The organism is Actinoplanes sandaracinus (genome assembly GCF_030009775.1).
GTDB lineage: Bacteria > Actinomycetota > Actinomycetes > Mycobacteriales > Micromonosporaceae > Actinoplanes > Actinoplanes sandaracinus.
In genome coordinates, this window is sequence record NZ_JASCTH010000002.1 from 317909 (window position 1) to 339548 (window position 21640).

Consider the following 21640-nt stretch of genomic DNA (forward strand, 5'->3'; position numbering starts at 1 on the left):
TACCCGGATCGTCTCCATCAAGCCGGTGTGTATCGACACGCCACGGGACGATGCGTATGTGAGGATGGAAAGCATGTCGCACGGCGGTGAAATTCTCGGTCTCGGCGGAGATTCGGCCACCGAACCCAGCTTCGAGACCGCCCTGCGGGGTTATGAGAGGAAGCAGGTCGAGCGGTACGTAACACGGGCGGAGAACGAGATCTCCGCTCTGCTCGCCGACCGCGAGCAGGCGTACTCGCAGATGCAGGCGATGACCGCGCAGATCAAGGGCCTGCAGGCGGAGCTCGCTCAGGCCCGCCGTGACTCCGGGATGAGCGGTGAGGTGTCGTTCCGGCATCTCGGCCCCCGGGTCGAGCAGATCCTGGCGCTCGCCGAGGAGCAGGGCGAGGCGATCAAGGCCTCCGCGACCGACGACATCGCCTCGCGTCTCGCCGAGGCGGAGCGGATCCGGGCCGAGGCCGAGGCACACGCCCACAACGCCATCCGTGACTTCGAGATCGCCCTGGCGGCGCGCCGCTCCGAGGAGGAGAAGGCCGACGCGGCCAAGCGGGCCGCCTCCGACAAGGCCCTCGCGGCCGCCCGGCAGTCCGCCGAGCAGATGCGCAAGGAGGCCGAGGCGGTCCTGGCCCGGGCCCGCAACGAGGGCCAGCACATCATCGAGAAGGCCACACAGGACGCTCAGCGCGCCCGCGCCGAAGTGGACGGCTACGTGCAGTCCACCCGGATGCAGGCCGAGCAGGAGCTGAAGGCGCTGCGGGAGAAGGTCAGCCAGGAGATCGCGGCGAAACGGGCCGAGACCGAGCGGGAACTGGCCGATCTCAAGGCGTCCGTCGAGCACGAGCTGGCGCTGCGACGGCACTCGGTGATCGAGGAACTGGGCCAGATGCGGGCCGGCGTCGAGAAGCAGTGCGCAGATCTGCGCAGCGAGGCCGACAAGTACGCCGAAGAGGTCCTCCGCCGCTCGGACGACCAGGCGACGGCCGTGCGCAAGGAGATCGCCGCCCAGCAGGAGAAAATCGCCCAGGCCGGCCGTGAGCTGGAAGCCGCCACCGCCAAGGTGGCGGAGGCCGAGCAGCGCCGCATCTCCTCGCAGGAGCAGGCACAGGCCGCCGAGAAGGAGGCCGAGCGGGTCCGGCAGCGGCTCGCCGAGGTGCAGCAGCAACTGGAGGCCGAGCTGAAGCGGCTCGCCGAGGCGAAGCGCTCCGGGGACGCCGCCGAGCGGCACGCCGCGGACGTGCGCCGGCAGGTGCAGAAAGAGGCGAAGCGGGTGGCCGAGCTGGCCGCCGCGGCGGTCATGGCGGCCGCCGCCGACCCGGAGGATCCGTCCCTGCCCACCGAGCCGGAACCGCCGGCGGCCGAGAGGCAGCCCGCTCCGCCGGCGGCCCAGCCCGTGCAGCCTGCTCCGCCGGTCGCCCAGCCCGTTCCGCCGGTCGCCCAGCCCGCCAAGGTCACCGCCTCGGCGAAGGTGGCGGTTCCGCAGGCGAGCCGGGTGTCCGCCGACGCGGAGTAACCCGGGTGGCAAGGGTGGCCCGGCGGCGATAACCTCTTTCGATGTCCGCCGAGCCACCCGCTGATCCTTCGGCTGAGACTCCGGCCGCTGCGCCGGTCGTCGTGCCGGCCGTGGTTCCGGCCGCGGTTCCGGCCGCGGTTCCGGCCGCGGACGAGAATCAGTTCGGTGCTCCCGGGCCGCCGCTGAACAGGCGCAATCCGTTCCTGTTCGGATTCCTGTTCGGACTCGGCGTGATCGTGGCGTACGCACTGTTCCTCGGCGTGCGCAACGCCGCCTCGATCCTCGTCCTGATCTTCATCGCGCTGTTCCTGGCCATCGGGCTGAACCCGGCGGTGACCCGGCTGCGGCAGTTGGGCCTGCCTCGTGGCGCGGCGGTGGCGACCGTCGCGCTCAGCGTGGTGCTGCTGCTGGCCGGCGGTCTGGTGGCGCTGATCCCGCCGCTGGTCACACAGACCACCGAGCTGGTCAACAACGCGCCCGAGGTGCTGGAGAGCCTGCGCCGCAGCCGCACGGTCAACGATCTGGTGCAGCGTTACGACCTGGCGAGCCGGGTGCAGGGCGCGGTCAACGCCGGGACGGTCACGAACGCCCTGGGCGGGGTGGTCGGTGGCGCCCGGCTGCTCTTCGGGACCATCTTCAACATCCTGACCGTGCTGGTCCTGACGATCTACTTCATGGCCGCGTTCGAGCGGATGAAGGCGGCCGGCTACCGGCTCGTACCGGCGTCCCGCCGGGAGCGGATCCAACTGCTCACCGACGAGATCCTCACCAAGGTGGGCGCCTACATGGTGGGGGCGCTGGCGATCGCCGTCCTGGCCGGGGCGAGCACCTTCGTGCTCGCGCTGATCCTGGGTCTCGCCTATCCGTTCGCGCTGGCCGTGGTGGTCGCCGTCTGCGACCTGATCCCGCAGATCGGCGCCACCATCGGGGCTGTGGTGATCAGCCTGGTCGGACTCGCCTCGTCGATCACCGACGGGGTGGTCTGCATCGTCTTCTTCGTCGTCTACCAGCAGGTCGAGAACTATCTGATCTATCCGCGGGTGATGCGCCGCTCGGTCCGGGTCAGCGATGTCGCGGCGCTGGTGGCGGCCCTGCTCGGGGTCGGCCTCTTCGGCGTCGTCGGCGCCCTGGTCGCCATCCCCATGGTGGCCGCCATCCAGCTCATCTCCCGGGAGGTGCTGCTGCCCAGCATGCAGAAACGCTAGCTGCTCTCGAAGGACGCGACGGTGCGGTCCGCGTAGGCACTGGCGTCGCCGGTCTCCAGCGGGCCGTCCCAGGTCGTCGGCAGCGGGGTCGTCACCGACGGGGCGGCCCGGCGGACGATCTCGTTCAGGACCTTCTCGGCGTCTCCGACCCACAGGTGTTTGGCGCCGTCGATCCCGACCACCTCGGCCTGCGGGATCGCGGCGAATCGCTCCACGGCCTCGGCCGGGCGCAGGTAGTCGTCGAACTCGGGGACCAGGGCGGTGACCGGTTTGCCGTCGGCCGCCCACGCGTCGAGGTGCGACGGCTGGGAGAAGCGCAGCGGCGGGGAGAGCAGGATCGCGCCGGAGACCGCCGGATCGAGGCCGTACATCAGCGTCAGGTCGGTGCCGAAGGACCAGCCGACCAGCCAGATGTTCGGCAGATCGGCGAACTCGGCGAACTCGATGGCGGCGGCCACGTCGTAACGCTCGTCGACCGCGTGGGAGAACGCTCCGCCGCTGACGCCCCGGACGCTGGCGGTGCCGCGGGTGTTGAAGCGCAGCACCGCGATCCCGGCCAACGCGGGCAGGCGCCAGGCGGCCTTGCGGTAGACGTGGCTGTCCATCATCCCGCCGTGCGTGGGCAGCGGGTGCAGGCAGACGAGGGTGGCCACCGGCTCGCGGTCGAGCGGGCGGGCCAGCTCGCCCACGAGGGTGACACCGTCCGCGGTGTGCAGCTCGATGTCCTCCCGGTGGGCCGGGAGAATCGAGTTGGCACGGATCTGGTTGCTCATGAAAGAGATGCTTTCATTCCGTCTTACGGGTGGTGGGCGGGCGGTCGGATGGCATCACCCGTAGCGCGGGGCGTTGCGCGACCGCTCCACACCCGGGCCACGCCGGTCACGTCCTCGCCAGCAGCCGGTGTGCCAGTGGCGCCGATCGCTCTCGTCGCCGTAACCGTCAGCCGGCCACGCCACCACATGCGCGACACCGGGACGGATCTCCTGCACACAACCCGGGCAACGGTACGTCTTCACGGCCGCCCCGCCGAAGACGTTGCGCACCATGTACTCACCGTCCCGCCACTGCTGGACACGATCCTCGGTGATCCCGGGGCGGTTCGGGTTCGGTTCCTCCGAGGAGGGGCGGCGGGGGCGGTTGCGGCGGGGACTCACAAGCTCAAGCGTACGTAGTGACTCGCTGGTAACAATCGCCCTAGACTCGCGTCATGACGGCGACTCACGTTCCCGGCCTGCCCGTGATCGAGGCCGGCCAGCTGATCTCCACGAACCCGGCCACCGGCGAGGAGGCCGGCCGTGTGCCGGTCGCCGACGAGAAGGCCGTGATCGCGGCCGTCGAGCGCGCCCGGGAAGCGTCCGTGTGGTGGCTGGGGCTCGGCTTCGACGGCCGGAAGACCCGGATGCTGCGCTGGCGCTCCCTGATCGTGCAGCGGATCGAGGAACTGGCCGCGCTGACCCACCGCGAGACCGGCAAGCCGATCACCGACGGCCTGATCGAGGCGACCGCCGCCGTCGAGCATCTCGACTGGGCGGCCCGCAACGCCCGGCGGGTGCTCGGCCCGCGCCGGGTCCGGACCAGGCTGCTGGTCGCCGAGCACTCCGGCCACCTCGAGTACCAGCCGTTCGGCGTGGTCGGCGTGATCGGCCCGTGGAACTATCCGATCGTCACGCCGGTCGGCCCGATCAGCGGGGCGCTCGCGGCCGGCAACGCGGTCGTCCTCAAGCCGAGCGAGTACACCCCGGTGGTCGGCCAGTGGCTGGCCGACACGTTCGCCGAGGTGGTGCCGGAACATCCGGTGCTGCAGGTGGTGCACGGCCTGGGTGACGTCGGCGGGGCGCTGTGCCGGGCCGGAGTGGGCAAGATCGCTTTCACCGGTTCCACCGCCACCGCCAAGAAGGTGATGGCCGCCTGCGCCGAGAACCTGGTGCCGGTGGTGCTGGAGGCGGGCGGCAAGGACGCGCTGATCGTCGACGGCGACGCCGACGTGAACGCGGCCGCCGAGGCCGCGGTCTGGGGCGCGATGACCAACGCCGGGCAGACCTGCATCGGCATCGAGCGGGTCTACGCGGTCGAGCCGGTCTACGACCGGTTCGTGCAGGCCGTCGTGGAGAAAGCCGGCAAGCTGCGCACCGGCGAGGAGATCGGGCCGATCACCATGCCGCGGCAGCTCGACATCATCCGCGACCACATCGAGGACGCGCTGGCCAAGGGCGGCCGGGCCGTGCTCGGCGGCGCTGAGGCGGTGCAGGCGCCCTACGTGTCGCCGACCGTGCTGGTCGACGTTCCGGACGACTCCTCGGAGATCCGCGAGGAGACGTTCGGGCCGACGCTGACGATCACCAGGGTCCGCGACGCGGACGAGGCGATCCAGAAGGCCAACGACACGCCGTACGGCCTGGGCGGCTCGGTCTTCGGCAAGAAGAACGCGATCCGCATCGCCCGCCGGCTGCGTTCCGGCATGGTCGCCGTGAACGGCACGCTCACCTTCGTCGGCATGGGAAACCTGCCGTTCGGCGGCGTCGGCGAGTCCGGTTTCGGGCGCATCCACGGCGAGGACGGGCTGCGCGAGTTCGCCCGGGCCAAGGCGATCACCGTGCGGCGCGGCCCGTCGCTGCTGCCGGCGATGACGTTCGAGCGCACGCCCGCACAGGTCAAGCAGATCCTCAAGGCGCTACGCCTGCTCTACGGCCGCAAGCCCTAGGGTCCTACGCTGATCGGGTGGTCGATCATCCTGCGGTCGAGGTCAGCGGTCTACATGTGAGTTACGGCTCGACGCCGGTGCTGGTGGATGTGGGACTGACCGTCCCTGCCGGCGCCGGCGTCTGCGTGACCGGCGAGAACGGCATCGGCAAGTCCACTCTGCTGCGCTGCGTGAGCAGCCTGCAGCGGCCGGACTCGGGCACGATCCGGGTCTTCGGCGACGAGCCCGGCGACAGCCCCGCGTTCTGGCGAGCGGTGGCCACCACGGTCGAGCCGCCGACCTGGTACCTGGGCCTGACCACCCGTGAGCACGCCGAGTTGGTGTGCCGCGCGCACGGCCAGGATCCCTCCGCCGCGGGCATCGACGAGGCCCTGGAGCGGTTCGGGCTGGCCGGGCACGCCGACGCCATCCCGCCGTCGCTGTCCTCCGGCCAGAAACAGCGCCTCACGCTCGCCCTCGTGCTGCTGCGGCCGAGCTCCCTGCTGATCCTGGACGAGCCGGAGCAGCGCCTCGACCCGGATGGCCGGGCGATGGTCGCCGCGATGCTCGCCGACTACCTGTCCACCGGCGGTTCGCTGCTGCTGGCCAGCCACGACGACAAGTTCGCGGTGGCGTCCGGCGCCGAGATCACGTCGATGGAGCAGCTGGCGGCACGCCCGGCGACGGAGCCCGCGGCGTTCCCGACGGCCGCGGACGGGGACCAGTGACCGAGGTCGTCGCGCTGCGGCCGGTCCGTCGCTGGATCCGGCGCGCCCAGGCCTCCCACCGCGATCGCGGCGACATGCTGGGCACCGTCTACACAGCCTTGTTCTCGATCGCCGTGCTGGCGGTGATGGCGAAGGACGCTCTCACGGCCGTCTTCAGCCCGCTGGTCCCCGATCTCAGCGGCGCCGGCGCCCTCGCCTCCGCCGCTGCCTGCGCCGGCCTGCTCTTTCTGGCGCTGCGCCGCCTCGGCCCGGTCACGGTCAGCCGCCCGGCCACGTACTTCCTGCTCACCGCTCCGGTCAGCCGCCGGAAGCTGCTGGGTCCGTCGCTGCGCGCGGCCGCGTTCGGTGCGGCCCTGGCCGGTGGCGCCGCCGCTTTCGGCATCCTCGGCAACGCCGTGGCGGACGGGTCGGCGCTGCTGCTCGCGGTGGGGGCGCTCTCCGGCGTGCTCCTCACGCTCCTCGCCTCGGCCGCCCAGGCACGGCCGCGCCTCGCCTCGCTCACCGACACCGTCGCCCGCGTCGCGATCGCCGGCGGCCTCGCCGCCCTGGTCGCCGAGACGACCGGCTGGACCCCACCCGCCTTCGCCGGATGGCCCACGGCGTCCGTCCTGGTCCCGCTCACCGGCGCCCTCACGGTCCTCGTCACGGCCGGTTTCCTTCTGGGCGTACGCGACCTCGCGCGCACCCCGAGCGCCGAGGTCATGGAGTCGGCCCGGACGACGGGCACCCTGGCCGACTCGGTCTACGGCATGGAGCCGTCGTTCCTGTCCGAGATGCTGGAACGCCGCTATTGGGCACGCCGCCGTCTCCGCTCGGCCCGCCTGCCCCGCCGCCTGCCGCCGCTGACCGGTCAGGATCTGCTGCTCGCGAAACGCCGCCCGGCCCGTCTGATGTGGATCGCCGCCACCACCGCCCTGCCGCTGCTGCTGATCTCCGCGCCCCGCTGGGTTCTGGTGATCGCCCTGCTGGCCGGCACGGTGATCGCCGCCCGCACCACCACCGCCACGGTGAAGACCGACGCCGGCAACCCGGTCCTGCTGCGGACCCTGGGCCTGAACTCCCGCCAGGTGCTGCTGCAGCGGTTCTGGGTGCCGTCCGCGCTCGGCGTCGTGTGGGCCACGGTGGCACTGGCCCTGCTGCAACTGGCCGGTGCGCTCCCGCCAGGTCACTGGTGGCCGCTGGGAGTGGCGCTCGGCCCGATCGGCGCGGCCGCCGCGGTGCGGGCGGCCCGTACCGGTTTCGTCCGCAACGACTTGATCCCGATCGACACGCCGATGGGCTCGGTCCCGACCGGCCCGGTCCTCTACGCCTTCGCCGGCCTGGACCTGTTGCTCCTCGCCCTGCCCACGGTGTTGCGCCTGGTGCAGGGTGACCCGGCGACCGCGAGCTCGATCGTCCTCCAGGTGGCGGTCGCGGTCATCGGCGTGCAGGCATATCTGACTTGGACCAGCGACCCCGGCCGGGTCGAGCTGTCCCCGCGCTGAAGCCCCGGACCCGGCCGGCTGATCCAGCGGTGGGTGCCGGCCGGAGGGCCGGTGACCGGAAGCCTTGCCCGTGCGGCGCGCAGCGGCCGGGGCGCCCGCCCGCGTCGCGCGGATGCCACGGTGCCTTTGCCGGCCGTACGAGATGAGGGTTTAGAAAAGGGTGAGCTCGTCGCGCTTCATGCCGCGCAGCTTGTCGTAATCGACGACGACGCAGCGGATTCCGCGGTCGGTGGCCAGCACCCGGGCCTGGGGTTTGATCTCCTGGGCGGCGAAGACGCCCTGGACCGGGGCGATGAGCGGGTCTCGGTTCATCAGTTCGAGGTAACGGGTGAGCTGCTCGACGCCGTCGATCTCGCCGCGGCGTTTGACCTCGACGGCGATCGAACCGCCGGTGGCGTCCTTGAGGAGCAGATCGACCGGGCCGATCGCGGTCATGTACTCCCGGCGGACCAGGGTGCAGCCCTCACCGAAGGTCTCCGGGTGCTTGGCGAGCAGTTCCTGCAGGTGCGCCTCGACACCGTCCTTGACCAGGCCGGGGTCGACGCCCAGCTCGTAGGAGTAGTCCTGGAAGACCTCCTCCAGAGTGATCCGCAGCTCCTCGCCGGCCTTGTTCACCACTTTCCAGACGCCCGGCGCCTCCTGCAGCTTGCAGGGCGGGCTCATCCAGTTGAGTGGCTTGTAGGCACGGTCGTCGGCATGGATCGACACCGAACCGTCGGCCTTGACCATCAACAGCCGCACTGCCAGAGGCAGGTGGGCGGAGAGGCGGCCGACATAGTCCACGGAGCACTTCGCGATGACCAGACGCACCGCACGACAGTATCCGACGCCTCCCTCGTGCTCACCGGGCGGCACGAGCATGGCGGTGCCATGCTGAGATCGTGTTCGAAGTATTGACGGGTACCGGTCTGGCCGCCTCCGCCGGGCTGAACGCCTACATCCCCCTGCTGACCATGGGACTTCTCGCCCGGTACACCGACGCCATCGACCTGCCGTCCGGCTCGGCGTGGCTGTCCAACGGCTGGACCCTCACCATTCTCGCCGTGCTGCTGGCCGTCGAGGTGGTGGCTGACAAGATCCCGGTGGTCGACCACGTCAACGACATGGTGCAGACGTTCGTCCGGCCGACCGCCGGTGGACTGGCGTTCGGCACCGGATCGGCCTCCGAGACGGTGACGGTCGCCGATCCGGGCGCGTTCTTCACCTCGAACCAGTGGGTGCCGATCGCCGCGGGTGTGGTGATCGCGCTGATCGTGCACGGGGTGAAGTCGGCCTCCCGCCCGGTGGTGAACGCCACCACGGCCGGTTTCGGCGCCCCGGTCGCCAGCACCGCCGAGGACATCGGCAGCGTGGTGATGTCCGTGCTGGCCATCGTGCTTCCGGTGCTCGTCCTGATCGGTCTGGGCGTGCTGGTCTGGGCGACGGTGTGGGTGGTCCGCGGTCGCCGGCGGCGCAAGAGAAACCGGGCCGCAAGTGTCGAAACCCGTCACCTGTTTGGTTGACTGCACGGGTGCCCGCGATCGCCGTACCCGCCTTCGCCCTCAGCTGGTGGCTCGCCTGCTATCTGATCGGCCGTGATCCCGGGAGGGTCACCCTCCGGTGGGCGGCGACGGCGCTGGTGTCGTACGCCCTCGGGGTCGCCGCCTGGGCCATCGCCCCCGGCTCCCCCGCCGCCGAGGTGCTGCTCTGCATCCCGGCGCTGTGCGTGGCCGGAGCGGTGGTGGCGCTGCTGCCGCTGACCCCGGCCGAGCGGCGGCCGGTGGACCGGGGCGCTCTGTTCCTCGGCGCGGCGTTCCTGCTGATGCTCGTCTTCCTGCCGCAGGCCGGGCGCCTGGTGGCGCTGGCTCCGCTGGTCGGCGGGCTGATCCTGCTCTGGCGGCTGCGCGAGCAGGTCACCCCGACGATGCTGCCGCCGGCGCTCACGGTGATGGCGGTCCTCTGCACGGCGGCCATGGTGCTGCTGCTGTTCACCGAGTCCGGCGCGGTCGCCGCGATTCCCGCGCTCGGGCTGGACCTGCTGGTGATCGGTTATCTGATGGCGGTCGCCCACGCGGCCGAGAACGGCGAACGCCTGCGGCCCGACCTGCGGCGCTCGCTGGCGGCGGGGCTGGCGGTGCTGGTGCTGGCCGGGGCGCCGGCGGCGGCCACCATGTTCCTGGCGCCGGGCGACGACACGGTGGCCGTGCTCCAGTTCGTGGTGCTGGCCGCCGGGTCCGCGCTGGCCGGGCTGGCCGCGCAGGTGCGGCGCCTGCTGGACCGGGTGGCCCTCGCCGACGACCAGACGCTGCGGTCGGACCGGTCGGCGTTGTTCCTGAACGCGGACGCGCTGCTGCGGCGGCGTGAACACCGGCGTCTGAACAGTCTCGGCGAGCCGGAGTTCCTGCGGTTGACCCGGCGGGCGCTGACCGACTTCGGAGACCTGAACCGGCTGGCCCGCAGCCCGCTGACCGATCTGCCGGCGGTGGAGCGGCGGCTGGCCGGGCGGGAGGACCAGCCGCGGGCGCGGGCCCGGGAATTGCGGGCGGTGCTGCGGGAGTCCGTGTCGGCGATGCGCCCGCCGGGTCCGTTCGGGACGACCGAGGAGTGGCGGTACTACAACGTGCTCCAGTTCTGTTGCGTGCTGGGGTTGAACCCGTACGCGCGGCGGCCCCGGGTGGACGGGATGAGCCGGGAGGCGCGGCTGGCCGTGGAGTGGTTCAAGCGGTACGTGCCGGCGGACGTGACGAAGCAGTGGCAGCGGGAGGCGGCGATGCTGGTCGCTGAACGGCTGTGGACGGACGTGTCGAGCCGCCACCGGGCGCTGCCCTCCGCCGAGATCACGACACGCAGCAGCAAAACGCCATAAAAGGGAATTTTGTGGCTAATATCCCCGACCATGGACGCCGGGGTAACGCGTGGTTAGCCACCGCAACGCGCTGGTCGCCGCGATCCGGCAGGAACTCGCCGAAGCCCGCGGCACGGCCCGCGCGGTCCTCGCCGCCGCCGAATCCGCCCGGGGCGAGGCACAGCAACGGCGGCGGCTGGTACGCGAGGCGTACGCCACCTGCCTGAGCCAGCTCGCCGCCGCACGCGAAACCAGCCGCCAGGACATCCAGCAGCGCTACCACGGCGAGGCCAACCGGCTCGCCGGTCACCTGCGGGGCCTCGCCACGATGAGCGCGGCCGGCGCGGCCGGGGCGCCGTGGCGGCTCTGGGCGCCCAGCGAACCCGAGCCGGGCAGACCGCCGGGCCTGCTGCGGATCGGCACCATCAGCTTTGACGAGACCGCCGCCCTGCCCGCGCTGATACCCCTGCTCGACCATGCCCACCTGCACCTGAGCGGGCCCACCGCCACGCTCGACGAAGTGATCACCGGCCTGCTGCTGCGGGCCCTCGGCAGCACCCGCCCCGGCGACGTCGAACTGATCGTCTACGACCCGGAACAGCGGGGCGCCTTCGCCCCGCTCGGGCCACGGTTCGTCGGGCCCGGCGAGTTCGGGACCCTGCTCGAGGAACTCGGCCGGCCCGAGGACCAGCACGGATGGCGGCTGGTCGTGCTGCTCGCCGACCGGGCCACCGCCGACGAGATGTCCCGGGGGCAGCGGGCACTGCTCGACCGGATCACCCGTGCCGGCATCGGCCGTGGGGTGCACCTGGTCGTCCGCGGCCTGGAACTCCCCGACCATCCGGCGGTCGAGCGCATCACCGTCCGCGAACGGGTCGCCTCGTGCGCCTCGCTCGGCCGGCTCGACGTGCACCTCGACCCACCGCCACCCGCCGCTCTCTGCAGAGAGGTCGCGACCCGGCAGACCCCGGGTCCGCCCCCGGCCCGGCTCGCCGACCTGGAACCGGCCGTCCTCTGGGCCGAGACCGCCCGGCACGGCCTGGCCGCCCCGGTCGGCGACAGCACCGACGGCACGCTCGTCGACGTCGCGCTCAGCGACGAGCCACCACACGCGCTGATCGGCGGCCCGCCCGGCTCCGGCAAGACCAACCTGATCCACACCTGGCTGGGTTCGCTCACCGCCCGGTACGGTCCCGGCGAACTCGCCCTCTACCTGCTCGACTTCTCCGACAGCGCGTCCTTCGCCCGGTACACCCCCAGCCTGCGCGACCCCAGCTGGCTCCCCCAGGCCCGCCTCGCCGGCATCAACGTGGCGAAGGACCGCGAGTTCGGCCTGGCCGTGCTCCGCCACCTCGGCGAGGAGTTGCGCGCCCGGGCCGCCAGATACGTCCCCCGCCCCCGGATCGTCGCCGTCCTCGACGAGTTCCCGGTGCTGCTCGACGGCCGCGACGGCATCGCCGACGAGGCCACCGGCCTGCTGGAGGACCTGGCCCGGCGCGGCCCCTCGCAAGAGATCCACCTGATCCTCGCCACCGGGTCGGTGGCCGGCATCCAGGCGCTGTGGGGCCGGCCCGCCCTGATCGCCCCGTTCACCCTGCGGATCGCCCTGCCCAAGGCCCGGCGCGTGCTGGCCGACGACAACCTGGCCGCGTCGGTCATCCCGCACCACCACGCCGTCGTCAACACCGCGTCCGGGCTGGCCGGATCCAACCGGATCGTCCGGCTGCCCGACGCCGGTGACCTCACCACGTGGCGGGCCACCCAGCGCCGGCTGTGGCGTTCCCGGCCACCCGGCTGCGAGGAGCCCCGGCTGTTCGACGGGACCGCGGTGCCGCGCCTGCCGTCGGCGTACCGGCCGTCCGGGCGGGTGCCGGCCGCCGACGCCCCGGTCGGGTCGTCACCGGGAGCGGTGCTGGGCGAACGGATCGACGTGTCGGCGCGGCCCGCCCGGCTGCGGCTCGGGCGGATGCCCGGACGGAACCTCGCCGTCCTCGGCACACGCGCCGGCGAGGCCTGCGACGTGCTCGCCGCGGCCGCGCTGTCACTCGCCGCGCAGGGCCCCGCCCACTTCAGCATCGTCTGCCTGGAACCGGGCGTGGAACGGGCCGCGGCCCGGCTCGTCGCCGAACTCCCGGCAGCCGACTGGTACGACTCCTCCGACGTCCACTTCGACCCGCCCGCCTCGGACATCCCCCGCTACGTCATCGGGTACGCGCTCGACGCGGCCGGGCCACCACACCGCCCCGCGCTGCGCGCCCTGCTCGACAACGGGCCCGAACGGCGCACCCACGTGCTCGGCTGGTGGCGCACCGTCGCCCGGCTCCGCGAAGACCTGGCCGGCCGCTTCGACCCGGTCGGCGCGTGGGTCGCCCTCGACGTGCACGGCTCCGAACTCGCGCCGCTCTATCCCCTGCCGGGCGGGCCGCTCTGGCAGCCACGCCCGCGCCGGGCCCTGTTCTTCGACCGGTCCGTCCACCGCACGCCTGAAGTGATCATTCCGTACGAGGTGAACAGTGACCACACGTGACCGCCAGCCACTCGGCCGCGACTACCAGCTGATGGTGAGCGCCCTCGCGGACGTGACCCGCCGCCGCGACACCGCGTTCGACGACGCCGAACGGGCGTACCAGGACAACGCCGCCCGCGCCGCCGGCGAACTCGCCCGCGCCGAAGGCGAGGCCCTCGCCGCCGACCGGTGGGCCGGCGCCGCCGCCGCCCAGGTCCTCGACGTCGACCGGGAAGCCGCCCGCCTCTGGGACCAACTCCGCCGCGCCCGCGGCATGCGCGTCCGCGCTCTCGGCGAGCTCCCCGAACCGGCCTCCGTCGAAGCCATGCCCCGAGTCGCCCTCCAGCGCCGCCCCGAACCCGGCGAGGACATCGTTCCCCCCGGCCGCCAGTCACCGCGCGTCCTGCTCTCCCGCGCCGCCGACCGCATCGACGTCACCGTCCGCCCGGCCGGCAACGGCGCCCTCCCCCGCTGGGCGCTGCCGCTGCTGCCGCTGATCGGCGCCGTCACCGCCGCTCTCGCCGGGCTCGTCGCCGCCGGGCTCGTCACCTTCGGTGACGACGCGGAGTGGGGCGGCGTGATCATCCGCGGGGTGGGCTGGATGACCTTCCTCGTGGCGCCGTCCGCCGGGGTCCCGGTCGCCGCCCTCATCACGCACAGTCGGCTGCGCGCCCGCATGGACATCGGTGGCATCGGGCTCACCCTGCTCGGCGGCATGGTCGCCGCGACCCTGCTCTCCCTCTCCTTCGCCACCACCCGCTGACCCACCCCTCGCCACCCCGCCGCCCGCCGCCAACCCCCGCTACCGCCGCTGACTCCGCTGCCCGCCGCTGGCGATCCACTTCCGGCCACTTCCGGTGGGCTTTTCCGGTCAAACATCTCTCTTGTACGGGCCACGGACAGTCACATGACTCGCGGCGGGCCGGGCAGGCGTCCCCTCACGACCGACCCCCGCCACCGGTCATGCGTTCCGTCACCGCCCAACCCCAGCCGTAGCCGTGACGCGGAATGGCCGCGCATGACCCAACCCGCCGAGGGCCGAGCCCGGCGAGCCGTCGCCCACGCATGTCACCGGCATGCCAAAGGACGCTCCAACGACGGCCGAACAGCCACCCCGTGCACGCCCCCACGCACGCCGGCCACATCACGAGGACGCCGCGCCGACGGCCGGGGCGGGAGGCCGGGCTGCCCCGGCAACGGTGTGGAGGCGGCAACATGCCCAGGCTCGCTGGCTTGCCGGGTAAGTTGATCTGCCGGCTGTGCGAAAGCGCTGTCACACGGCCGCTTTGACCACGAATCCGCACGGCCAGCAGGTCAACAAATTGGTGGGAGCAGCCACGATCCCGGGCAGCCCCGGACTGAGATCAATCTTGGGCGGTGCTACCGGCCGCCATGAGCGCCGCCTAAACATGGGTGCCGCCTACATCCGCTCGGAACCGCACCCACAACCAGCCAGCCAAGCTCGACAGGGTCACTGTGCGCCCGTCGACGCACACACCCCGGGAGATCCGCTGCGGCCAGCAGCACAGGCAGACGCAGCGGACGGCGCGAGCGCGGAACGGCAGGAGCACCCGGCCACGCAAGCACGGACGGCGCGGGCACACGGGTCGCGGGCAGCGGGCAGCAGCGACGGCGAGCCGTAGGTTACGCGCGCTACCGGCAATCCGTGAGAGGCCGGAACGACGGCTGGGGGCGGTGCCGGTAGCCGCCGACGGCCGGAGCGGGGTGGTGTGGTGTGGAGTCGTGCGGTTGGGAGGTGCGGCCGTACCACCGTGGGAATGTTGCCGGAAGCGGAGCGTGCCGGGCGCCGCGGAGCAGCACCCGGCACGAACGCCGCCGATCTTGAGGCTGGCCGGCCGATATGAGTAGTCGGCCAGGCTGGTAGCACCGGGTCGAACGGGCTAGACCGAGCAGACCAAGCCGGGCTGGGCCAGGCCAACCGGGCTGGGCAGGCCGGGCTGACTGGTCAGTAGGAGTAGAAGCCCTTGCCGGTCTTGCGGCCCAGGTCGCCGGCCTGGACCATGCGCTGCAGCAACTCCGGCGGGAAGAACTTCTCGTCGGCGGTGTCGCGGTAGATGTTGCTCGCCGCGTTCAGCATGACGTCGAGGCCGGTGAGGTCGACGGTGGCGAGCGGGCCCATCGCGTGGCCGAAGCCGAGCTTCATGACCGTGTCGAGGTCGGCGGCCGAGACGACTCCGGACTCCACCAGCTTGATCGCCTCGACGAGGATCGCGGAGAAGAGCCGGTTGGAGACGAAGCCGGCGACGTCGCGCTTGACCTCGACGCAGGTCTTGCCGACCTCTTCGGCGTAGTTGCGGGCGGCCGCGAGGGTCTCGTCGGACGTCTGGTAGCCGCGGACCAGCTCGACCAGCTTCATCATCGGCACCGGCGAGAAGAAGTGGATGCCGACGACGGACTCGGGGCGCGAGGTGACCGTGGCGATCTGGGTGATCGGGATGGCCGAGGTGTTGGTGCCGAGGACCGCACCGGCCTTGCAGATCTTGTCGAGGGCCTTGAAGACCTCGTGCTTGGCCTCGACCTTCTCGTAGATGGCCTCGACCACCACGTCGGCGTCGGCGGCCGCGTCCAGGTCGGTGGTGGGGGTGATCCGGGAGAGGGTGGCCTCCACGTCGGCCTCGGCGATCCGGCCCTTGGCCGCGAACCGGCTCAGCGAGTCCCTGATGGCGGCCATGCCGCGGTTGAGCGAGGCGTCGTCGACGTCCCGCATGGTGACCTGCCAGCCGGCCTGTGCTGAGACCTGGGCGATGCCGGAGCCCATCAGCCCGGAACCGATTACCGCGAGACGACCTGCCATGCTCCACTCCTTCGTTAGAGGCGACGTCAGTTTAGCGGCGTTCCTTAACGGCGGTTCAGCACGCCTCCCGATCGGGTCAAATCGCCGGAAAAGTGCCGACGGCGGTGCCAGACTGTGCCCATGGCCACAAGCGACGGCTGGTACCTGATCGGACCATTGATCGCCGTCGGTCTGGTCGGCTTCCTCGGCGCCGTCTTCTGGCGCATGGGCCTGCAACCCACCGTCTCCCGCGAGACGTCTCCCGACGGACTGGCGATCTTCGGCGAGCGGGAGGACTACGGGCTGCTCCGGCCGGCCGCCGTCACCGACGACACCGAGGTGGCCGAAGAGATCCGGCGGTTCCTCTCCGACGCGGGCATCCGCGCGACCACAGCGATCCGGCGCGACGGCCGGGTGATCGTGCTGGTCTTCTCCGAAGAGGTGGAGGAAGCGCGACGACTGGTCGCGTCCTTCTGATCTGAATCGGTCCGGTCAGAAGTCGAACGTCGGCTCCGGCACGTCGGTGCGCTCCACCTCGACGCCGAGGCGGGCCAGGTCGGAGACGAAGTCCGGATAGCCGCGGTCGATGTGGTGGACCTCTCCGACCTCCGTCACGCCGTCGGCGCAGAGCCCGGCGATGACCAGGCCCGCGCCGGCCCGGATGTCGGTGGCCCGCACCGGAGCCCCGGAGAGCCGGTCGCGGCCGTTCACCACGGCGTGGTGCCCGTCGGTACGGATGTCCGCCCCCAGCCGCACCATCTCGTTCACGAACATGAACCGTCCGTCGAAGATGTTCTCGGTGATCAGCGACGACCCCTCGGCGACCGCGGCCAGGCCCAGCGCCATCGGCAGCAGGTCGGTGGCGAACCCCGGATAGGGCAGCGTCACGATGTCGACGCCGCGCGGTCGCGCGTCCATCCGCACCCGGAACTTGTTGTCGCCCGGCTCGACGGTCGCGCCCGCGTTGACCAGCTTGTCCAGGGCGATGTCCAGGAACTCCGGCCGCACCCCGTGCACGGTCACGTCACCACGGGTCATCACCGAGGCGAACGCCCATGTGCCGCCGACGATCCGGTCGCCGACCGTGGTGTGGCGCACCGGCTTCAACGGGCCGTCGACGCCCTCGATGACCAGGGTGGACGAGCCGGCGCCCTCGATCTTCGCGCCCATCGCGTTGAGCATCTCGCAGATGTCGACGATCTCCGGCTCACGGGCCGCGTTGTCGATCTCGGTGACGCCCTTGGCCAGCACCGCGGCCATCAGGATGTTCTCGGTCGCGCCGACGCTCGGGAAGTCCAGCCAGATCTTCGCGCCGTGCAGCCCACCGGGCGCCGAGGCGATCACGAAACCGTGCTCGCCGGAGATCTCCGCACCCATCCGGGCCAGGCCGGCGACGTGCATATCCAGACCCCGCGAGCCGATCATGTCGCCACCCGGCAGCGCGACCCGCACATAACCGCGGCGGGCCAGCAGCGGCCCGAGCACGCAGATCGAGGCACGCAGCCGCCGGACCAGGTCGTAGTCGGCCTCGCTGCCCGGCTCGGAGGGCACGTCGATGACCGCCTCGGTGCCGTCCAGCGTGACGTCGCAGCCGAGCCGCCGCAGCACCTCGGCCATGATCGCTATGTCGGTGATCCGGGGAACGTTCGCCACCACGCTGCGGCCCTCGGCGAGCAGCGCGACCGCCATCAGCTTGAGGGCCGAGTTCTTCGCGCCGCCCACCGTGACGTCGCCGGCGAGGCGGGCCCCGCCCTTCACCCTGATCACATCCACGCGGGCCATCGTATGGGCCAGGACCCACCCGCGCCTCATAGGGTGGACGCATGGCTGTGCATCTGACCCGTATCTACACCCGTGCCGGCGACGCCGGCCAGACCAGGCTGGTCAACAACGAGGTCGCGGCGAAGACCGCGCCACGGATCGCCGCCTACGCGGACGCCGACGAGTGCAACGCGGCGCTGGGGGTGGCCCTGGCGCTGGGTGACCTGCCCGACGACGTCCGCCCGGTGCTCGCCGCGATCCAGAACGACCTGTTCGACCTGGGCGCGGACCTGGGAAACCCGGTGACCGACGACCCGCCGTACCCGCCCCTGCGTATCACCGAGGCCTATGTGACCCGGCTCGAAGGCTGGTGCGACGAGTTCAACGACCGTCTGGCCCCGCTGGACAGCTTCATCCTCCCGGGTGGCACCCCCGGGGCGGCGCTCCTGCACGTCGCCCGCACGGTCGCCCGGCGCGCCGAGCGGACCGCCTGGGCCCTCTACGAGCAGGAGCCCGACCGGACGAGCGTGCTGCCCCTGAAATATCTGAACCGTCTCTCCGACCTGCTCTTCATCCTCTCCCGGGCGGCGAACCCGTCCGGTGACGTGAAGTGGGTCCCCGGCGGCGGTATCGAGCGGTGACCGGCCCCGCTACCGGCGGGTTGCACCACGTCGAGGTCTGGGTGCGCGATCTGGCCGGCGCGATCCGGTCCTGGGGATGGCTGCTCGGCGAGCTGGGGTGGGCTCCGTTCCAGGAGTGGCCGGCCGGCCGCTCCTGGCGGCACGGCAGCGTCTATCTGGTGCTGGAGCAGTCCCCCGCGTTGTCCGGGACCACGCACGACCGGCTCGCGCCCGGCCTCAACCACCTGGCCTTCACCGCGGGCACGCCCGCCGAGGTGGACCGGCTCGTGGCGGCGGCGCCCACGTACGGCTGGGCGCCGCTGTTCGCCGACCGCTACCCGCATGCGGGCGGGCCCGGCTCCTACGCCGCTTACCTGGAGGACGCCTGGGGCTACGAGGTGGAGCTCGTCGCGTCTCCCTGAGCCCGCTCCCGATCACGATCGTGCCGCCTCCAGTGTGGTCAGCTCAGGAGGGCGCCGTCGATGGTGGTGACGGCGTGGCCGGTCAGGTGGGTACGGTCGCCGTGCAGGGTGACCCGGACCAGGCCGCCACGCCGGGAGGCCTGGTAGCCGGTGAGCTGGTCCCGGCCCAGGCGGGACGACCAGAACGGCGCCAGGGCAGTGTGGGCGCTACCGGTCACCGGGTCCTCGTCGACGCCGACAGCGGGGCCGAAGAAGCGGGACACGAAGTCGTACCCCGATGTGGGGTCTTCGGCGGCCGCGGTGACGATGACGCCCCGGGCGGTCAGGCCCGCCACCGCGCGGAGGTCGGGAGTGAGGCCTCGGACCGTCTTCTCGTCGGCCACCTCGACCAGCACGTCGTCGGTGTTGGGGCCGGTGTGGAGGGCGGTTCTGATCTCGACCCCGAGTGCCGCGGCCAGACCCGGATCGGCCGGCAGCGCGCTGAGTGGCGCTGTCGGGAAGTCGAGCGTGATCGCCCCGCTCTGCCCGGCGGTGGCGGTCAGGACGCCGCTCAGCGTCTGGAAACCGACCCGGCCGTCCAGTTTCCCGGAAGCATGCAGCACGTGCGCGGTGGCGAGCGTGGCGTGGCCGCACAGTGCCACCTCGACCGTGGGGGTGAACCAGCGCAGCGCCCAGTCAGCGCCCGATCCCTCCGGCAGGCGGTGAGCGAAGGCCGTCTCGGCGTGGTTGACCTCGGCGGCGACGTTGGACATCCACTCGTCGGACGGGAAGCTGTCGCCGTCGAGGATCAGCACACCGGCGGGATTCCCGGCGAAGGGGCGGTCGGTGAAGGCGTCGACGATTCTGATCCGCATACCACTGACGTTACGAACTCGCGGCCGTCGGCACGACGGCCAATCCGCAAGAGGCGGCCGTCGGATCCCGGGGAGCAGCCGCTGACGGCGCCGGCCGGAAGGGTGTCAGCCCTCGATCGGCCGGGGACCGAAGACCGGGTTGCCGCGTAGGCTGCCCGGATCGCGGGGTGGTCCCGCTTCCAGCCAGGAGAGGAACCCGGTCGCGGTGGTGTCGGCCATGGCGATCTCGACATCCACGCCGGCGGTGCGGCAGCGCAGGACGACCCAGTGCCCCGGCATGGTCAGGCGCTCCGGCCCGGCGGGCAGGCGACGCTCCTCGACCCGGAGCGAACGCCGGTCGAGGATGCGCTTGGGGCGGATGGCGAGGCTGAACATGCGGTGGAACCGGAGCTCGTCGCCGACGAACTGCCCGACCCCGGTTGACCACCCGCGGCCCGGCACGATCGTGTTGATGCGAACCTGGAGGCGAATGGTTCCGCCGCCGAGCCTGAGCAGCCGGCGGCGGAAGAAGATCGCGAAGAGGAGCGCGAGCAGCGCGACGACGCAGATTCCGGCGATTTCCAGAATCCGCATCGTCGGGGTCAGTGAGACTCGGGGCTGGCGGGCGTGGCGCTCTCGGCGAGCACCGTGACGCCGTTGGCGTCGATCGAGAGGAAGCCACCGGCCACGTCATAGGTCATCTGCTCGCCACCGGCGAGCTTGACCCGGACCTGGGACGGCTCCTTCAGCAGACCGAGCAGCGGCGAGTGGCCGGGCAGCACACCGATCTCACCCTCGGTGGTGCGCGCGACGAGCATCTCGGCCTCTCCCACCCAGACCTTCTCCTCGACGGCGACGACCTCGACGTGCAGCTGGTTGGCCACGCTGTCTCCCTCTGCTGTTCCAAACCGAACGAGTGAAGTCTAATCGGCGGCGGACGCCGACGTGGTACGGGGTGGCAGGTCAGCCGTCAGCGCTGACGAATTCCGGATGGTCCAGGAGAAACGCGGCGATCCTGTCCTCCCGGAGGGCCTGGAAGAACTCCTCACCTGACGGGTCGAGCTGCTCCCCGAGGTACCTGCCGTTCTCGAAGCGGCCGGTCCCCGGCAGCTTGATCAGGGTCATGTCATCGGTGTCGATGCCCTTGAGCGCCACGCCCCAGTCGATGATGCTGCCGCCACCGCCGTCGAAGGTGAGAGAGTCACCGGCCGCGTCGAGGACGCCGAGCAGCTTGGCCGAGTCGGTCACCACGTCCTTGCTCAGCGCCTGCTCGGCCATGGCCTTGACGAACTGCTGCTGGTGCCGCTGCCGGTCGTAGTCGCCGCCGGGCAGGCCGTACCGCTGACGGACGTAGTCGAGCGCCTCCCACGCTTCCAGGCGGTAGGTGCCCTTCTCGTAGGTCTTCTGCGGTCCGGTGTACGGGTGGTCGCAGCCCTCGCCGACGCACTCGGGACGTTGGGGACGGGGCTTGCCGTTCGGCTGGAGGTGTTCGGATCTGACGTTCTGGTCGATCGTCATGGTGACGCCGTCCATGGCCTCGACGATCTTCTTGAAGCCGCCGAAATCGATCAGCGCGCCGGCGTCGAACTCCTCGATGCCGGTCAGCCGGGAGACCGTCCTGGTGAGCAGCTGGAAGCCTTGTTCGACGTCGTGCGTGCCGTCGCCGGCCGCGCTGCCGTACGACATCGCGGAATTGATCTTGGATGTTCCGCCGGCGAAGCCGGTCTGCGGGAAGGGTGGGATCTCCACGTAGAGGTCGCGCGGGATCGAGAAGAGGAACGCCTGGTCCATGCCGGCGGGCACGTGCGCCACGATGATCGAGTCGGAGAGTGGCGCCTGTTCGCTGCTGCGCGGGTCGATGCCGGCCAGCAGGATGTTGAGCGGGCCTTTGATCTCGTCGGCTCTGGAGGAGCCGGACGCCGGGTCGCCGATGAGACTGCCACTGTCGGCCTCCACCGCACCGGCGTACCTGGCGATCAGGGTCTGGCCGGTGACCAGGACGCCACCGCTCGCCACCATGAGCACGCAGCCGACCGTGGCACTGAGCCTGGCCCACAACGGCGCGTGCCGACGGCGTCTCGACGACTTGACCACTCGAATCCCCACTATGCCGGATCGTTCCCGGACCCCGGGGCGGTCACAGGGTCAGGCGAATGCGCCGCCCAGCATACCCGGAATGTCCGGTATCAACCCGCATAATGAAAAGCGAGAGCCGCGGCCGGGGGGTGCCCGGGCGGGGAGGGCGTTTCAGCCGGGACAAGTTTAACACGGAA

The 21640-nt window shown here is 71.6% G+C and carries 21 protein-coding genes; 12 read left to right on the forward strand and 9 right to left on the reverse strand.

The window, feature by feature from the left end; translation table 11 throughout:
• Positions 1-73: 73 nt before the first annotated feature.
• Together QLQ12_RS04050 and QLQ12_RS04055 are read left to right on the forward strand one after the other, a co-directional pair.
• On the forward strand, positions 74-1510 hold the full coding sequence (locus QLQ12_RS04050; protein ID WP_282757152.1) for a Laminin subunit beta-1: 1437 nt from the start codon (positions 74-76) through the stop codon (positions 1508-1510).
• Positions 1511-1551: 41 nt separating this feature from the next.
• The gene (locus QLQ12_RS04055) at positions 1552-2715 is read left to right on the forward strand and encodes an AI-2E family transporter (protein ID WP_282757153.1); all 1164 of its coding nucleotides are present in this window, start codon (positions 1552-1554) and stop codon (positions 2713-2715) included.
• Here QLQ12_RS04055 and QLQ12_RS04060 read toward each other — a convergent pair.
• Both QLQ12_RS04060 and QLQ12_RS04065 read right to left on the reverse strand, forming a co-directional pair.
• Complete coding sequence (locus QLQ12_RS04060) at positions 2712-3488, reverse strand: alpha/beta hydrolase (protein ID WP_282757154.1); 777 nt, start codon at positions 3486-3488, stop codon at positions 2712-2714. The genes QLQ12_RS04055 and QLQ12_RS04060 overlap by 4 nt on opposite strands.
• 54 nt (positions 3489-3542) lie before the next feature.
• Positions 3543-3869 carry a hypothetical protein gene (locus QLQ12_RS04065; protein ID WP_282757155.1) on the reverse strand — a complete coding sequence of 109 codons (327 nt, stop codon included), beginning with the start codon at positions 3867-3869 and terminating at the stop codon, positions 3543-3545.
• 53 nt (positions 3870-3922) lie between these two features.
• Between QLQ12_RS04065 and QLQ12_RS04070 the strand changes: the two genes are divergently transcribed.
• Genes QLQ12_RS04070 through QLQ12_RS04080 form a run of 3 tightly spaced genes read left to right on the forward strand, consistent with a single transcriptional unit; the run spans position 3923 to position 7607 of the window.
• Positions 3923-5416 carry an aldehyde dehydrogenase family protein gene (locus QLQ12_RS04070; RefSeq protein WP_282757156.1) on the forward strand — a complete coding sequence of 498 codons (1494 nt, stop codon included), beginning with the start codon at positions 3923-3925 and terminating at the stop codon, positions 5414-5416.
• A gap of 17 nt (positions 5417-5433) precedes the next feature.
• Positions 5434-6123, forward strand: coding sequence for an ABC transporter ATP-binding protein (locus tag QLQ12_RS04075; protein ID WP_282757157.1), 690 nt, complete (start codon positions 5434-5436; stop codon positions 6121-6123).
• Positions 6120-7607, forward strand: coding sequence for a DUF6297 family protein (locus QLQ12_RS04080; RefSeq protein ID WP_282757158.1), 1488 nt, complete (start codon positions 6120-6122; stop codon positions 7605-7607). Before QLQ12_RS04075 ends, QLQ12_RS04080 begins: the two co-directional genes overlap by 4 nt.
• 150 nt (positions 7608-7757) lie before the next feature.
• On the opposite strand, the gene nucS is transcribed toward QLQ12_RS04080, so the two are convergent.
• Positions 7758-8417, reverse strand: a complete 660-nt coding sequence (gene nucS, locus QLQ12_RS04085) for an endonuclease NucS (protein ID WP_282757159.1) — start codon at positions 8415-8417, stop codon at positions 7758-7760.
• A gap of 71 nt (positions 8418-8488) precedes the next feature.
• Here nucS and QLQ12_RS04090 point away from each other — a divergent pair, with 71 nt between their 5' ends.
• The 4 genes from QLQ12_RS04090 to QLQ12_RS04105 are packed head-to-tail and all read left to right on the forward strand — an operon-like array spanning position 8489 to position 13700.
• Positions 8489-9109 carry a DUF4126 domain-containing protein gene (locus QLQ12_RS04090; RefSeq protein ID WP_282757160.1) on the forward strand — a complete coding sequence of 207 codons (621 nt, stop codon included), beginning with the start codon at positions 8489-8491 and terminating at the stop codon, positions 9107-9109.
• Positions 9106-10452, forward strand: a complete 1347-nt coding sequence (locus QLQ12_RS04095) for a hypothetical protein (RefSeq protein ID WP_282757161.1) — start codon at positions 9106-9108, stop codon at positions 10450-10452. Before QLQ12_RS04090 ends, QLQ12_RS04095 begins: the two co-directional genes overlap by 4 nt.
• 49 nt (positions 10453-10501) lie before the next feature.
• The gene (locus QLQ12_RS04100) at positions 10502-12958 is read left to right on the forward strand and encodes an FtsK/SpoIIIE domain-containing protein (protein ID WP_282757162.1); all 2457 of its coding nucleotides are present in this window, start codon (positions 10502-10504) and stop codon (positions 12956-12958) included.
• Complete coding sequence (locus QLQ12_RS04105) at positions 12945-13700, forward strand: hypothetical protein (RefSeq protein ID WP_282757163.1); 756 nt, start codon at positions 12945-12947, stop codon at positions 13698-13700. The genes QLQ12_RS04100 and QLQ12_RS04105 overlap by 14 nt, the downstream gene beginning before the upstream one ends.
• A 1203-nt stretch (positions 13701-14903) precedes the next feature.
• Here the strand turns inward: QLQ12_RS04105 and QLQ12_RS04110 are convergent.
• Positions 14904-15752 carry a 3-hydroxyacyl-CoA dehydrogenase family protein gene (locus QLQ12_RS04110; protein WP_282757164.1) on the reverse strand — a complete coding sequence of 283 codons (849 nt, stop codon included), beginning with the start codon at positions 15750-15752 and terminating at the stop codon, positions 14904-14906.
• Positions 15753-15872: 120 nt separating this feature from the next.
• Between QLQ12_RS04110 and QLQ12_RS04115 the strand changes: the two genes are divergently transcribed.
• Positions 15873-16208 carry a hypothetical protein gene (locus tag QLQ12_RS04115; protein ID WP_282757165.1) on the forward strand — a complete coding sequence of 112 codons (336 nt, stop codon included), beginning with the start codon at positions 15873-15875 and terminating at the stop codon, positions 16206-16208.
• A 15-nt stretch (positions 16209-16223) separates the two neighbouring features.
• Here QLQ12_RS04115 and murA read toward each other — a convergent pair whose 3' ends face one another.
• Positions 16224-17513 carry a UDP-N-acetylglucosamine 1-carboxyvinyltransferase gene (gene murA, locus QLQ12_RS04120; protein ID WP_282757166.1) on the reverse strand — a complete coding sequence of 430 codons (1290 nt, stop codon included), beginning with the start codon at positions 17511-17513 and terminating at the stop codon, positions 16224-16226.
• Between the two features lie 41 nt (positions 17514-17554).
• Between murA and QLQ12_RS04125 the strand changes: the two genes are divergently transcribed.
• Both QLQ12_RS04125 and QLQ12_RS04130 read left to right on the forward strand, forming a co-directional pair.
• Positions 17555-18133: a cob(I)yrinic acid a,c-diamide adenosyltransferase gene (locus tag QLQ12_RS04125; protein ID WP_282757167.1), complete on the forward strand. Its 579-nt coding sequence runs from the start codon at positions 17555-17557 to the stop codon at positions 18131-18133.
• Complete coding sequence (locus tag QLQ12_RS04130; protein WP_282757168.1) at positions 18130-18534, forward strand: VOC family protein; 405 nt, start codon at positions 18130-18132, stop codon at positions 18532-18534. Before QLQ12_RS04125 ends, QLQ12_RS04130 begins: the two co-directional genes overlap by 4 nt.
• 38 nt (positions 18535-18572) lie before the next feature.
• On the opposite strand, the gene QLQ12_RS04135 is transcribed toward QLQ12_RS04130, so the two are convergent.
• The 4 genes from QLQ12_RS04135 to QLQ12_RS04150 all read right to left on the reverse strand — a co-directional run bounded on the left by QLQ12_RS04135 (position 18573) and on the right by QLQ12_RS04150 (position 21386).
• Positions 18573-19388, reverse strand: coding sequence for a PhzF family phenazine biosynthesis protein (locus QLQ12_RS04135; protein WP_282757169.1), 816 nt, complete (start codon positions 19386-19388; stop codon positions 18573-18575).
• Between the two features lie 105 nt (positions 19389-19493).
• A complete protein-coding gene (locus QLQ12_RS04140; protein WP_282757170.1) occupies positions 19494-19961 on the reverse strand; it encodes a DUF2550 domain-containing protein in 468 nt (155 codons plus the stop codon).
• Between the two features lie 8 nt (positions 19962-19969).
• Positions 19970-20251, reverse strand: coding sequence for a F0F1 ATP synthase subunit epsilon (locus QLQ12_RS04145; RefSeq protein ID WP_282757171.1), 282 nt, complete (start codon positions 20249-20251; stop codon positions 19970-19972).
• Positions 20252-20330: 79 nt separating this feature from the next.
• Positions 20331-21386: an LCP family protein gene (locus QLQ12_RS04150; protein ID WP_282757349.1), complete on the reverse strand. Its 1056-nt coding sequence runs from the start codon at positions 21384-21386 to the stop codon at positions 20331-20333.
• Positions 21387-21640 lie beyond the last annotated feature (254 nt).

Coding starts and splice junctions, on each gene's coding strand:
- QLQ12_RS04050 (WP_282757152.1), top strand. CDS start 74: ATGTCGCACGGCGGTGAAATTCTCGGTCTCGGCGGAGATTCGGCCACC.
- QLQ12_RS04055 (WP_282757153.1), top strand. CDS start 1,552: ATGTCCGCCGAGCCACCCGCTGATCCTTCGGCTGAGACTCCGGCCGCT.
- QLQ12_RS04060 (WP_282757154.1), bottom strand. CDS start 3,488: ATGAGCAACCAGATCCGTGCCAACTCGATTCTCCCGGCCCACCGGGAG.
- QLQ12_RS04070 (WP_282757156.1), top strand. CDS start 3,923: ATGACGGCGACTCACGTTCCCGGCCTGCCCGTGATCGAGGCCGGCCAG.
- QLQ12_RS04110 (WP_282757164.1), bottom strand. CDS start 15,752: ATGGCAGGTCGTCTCGCGGTAATCGGTTCCGGGCTGATGGGCTCCGGC.
- QLQ12_RS04115 (WP_282757165.1), top strand. CDS start 15,873: ATGGCCACAAGCGACGGCTGGTACCTGATCGGACCATTGATCGCCGTC.
- murA (WP_282757166.1), bottom strand. CDS start 17,513: ATGGCCCGCGTGGATGTGATCAGGGTGAAGGGCGGGGCCCGCCTCGCC.
- QLQ12_RS04125 (WP_282757167.1), top strand. CDS start 17,555: ATGGCTGTGCATCTGACCCGTATCTACACCCGTGCCGGCGACGCCGGC.
- QLQ12_RS04135 (WP_282757169.1), bottom strand. CDS start 19,388: ATGCGGATCAGAATCGTCGACGCCTTCACCGACCGCCCCTTCGCCGGG.
- QLQ12_RS04140 (WP_282757170.1), bottom strand. CDS start 19,961: ATGCGGATTCTGGAAATCGCCGGAATCTGCGTCGTCGCGCTGCTCGCG.
- QLQ12_RS04150 (WP_282757349.1), bottom strand. CDS start 21,386: ATGGTGGCGAGCGGTGGCGTCCTGGTCACCGGCCAGACCCTGATCGCC.